The 1,065-nt window shown below is 50.4% G+C and carries 1 protein-coding gene; it reads right to left on the bottom strand.

Annotation, left to right across the window (positions count from 1 at the left end; translation table 11 throughout):
* Positions 1-991, bottom strand: a 991-nt coding sequence (locus ACUVJL_RS13985; protein ID WP_445246398.1) for an ERV1/ALR-related protein, incomplete at its 3' end; no start/stop codon positions are given.
* Positions 992-1,065 lie beyond the last annotated feature (74 nt).

Below are 1,065 nucleotides of genomic sequence, written 5' to 3'. Positions count from 1 at the left end.
CCGATGGCTTGAGCATACCGTAGAGCCGGTACATTCGATCGGTCGCAATGCTAATGTGTTTGAGGGCTTTGGCTCGTGCTAGCTCAGAGTCAATGCTGGGCCAATAACGAGTGGTATAGAATGCTTTCTCATCCTTGTGATACCACTCCTCCGATCGAGCAATTGACGAAGAGACAGTGTTGTGCAACTTCCAGAAGAATAAGCGCAGGGAAGGGCCATCTACTACCGTGGACAGCTTTGCCTCCATTGATACCTCAAAGTTATTCAGAAGCGGGTCGCGCCCAAGCACAAGGTACTCCACAGGGTACATTTCCACCTCTTTATTCTGCACGACATAGGCGTTGAGGTGGTGGCGGCAGTAGGGGCAGGGATACATAGTGGCAAACAGCTTGAAGAAGTCCTTGAAAATTGCCACCAGAGTTTTTTGCTGTTTGGGGGTCTTCGTAGAGACGATTTCAGCCGTAGTGTGGAAGAAACGCCACACCGCAGGGCCAATATAGTAAGGGAAGCTGACGCGCATTTGTGAATTCTTTATTTCACTGCGATCGATATACACATCGATAAACGACACATATTGCGAAAGTTCGCCAGACTCGCGCCCAAACTCCATGCGTTCGCGCCGTTTCTGTACGCCATTTAGATAGTTGTGCGTCAAGCGCCATGCTTGTTGAAGCATCAGTTGCTGTTTTGGAGCGCATTTGAGAAAGCTTTCTGCAACATCCGCCCCATAGCGCCCAAATTCCCCTGACGTTTTAGTGGCTTCGTACCACTGGTTTAAAGCCGCTTCGTCAGCCACCGTGTTCAAGGGGATTTCTGCTGCGGTACAGACGCTGAAGGCAGTCAGCAACTTTGGCATAAAGTCTTCATACCAATATGCCACTGGCATCATTGCACCATCAATTTTCTCTGAAGCATCCGAGACGATGACGCGGTTCCACTTCTTCAGGTAGTCTTTGGGATCTCCCTCGGATTGGGCTGGTGGCGGTGCCATTTCCTCACTCAGCTCCATTTTTCGCAGTCGGTTGAGTTCGTTGATGGCAAGCACACCCTCGGCGATGTCATCGT

The organism is Microcoleus sp. OTE_8_concoct_300, from assembly GCF_031383065.1.
Lineage (GTDB): Bacteria > Cyanobacteriota > Cyanobacteriia > Cyanobacteriales > Microcoleaceae > Microcoleus.
This window is presented reverse-complemented; position numbering and strand designations above follow the sequence as displayed.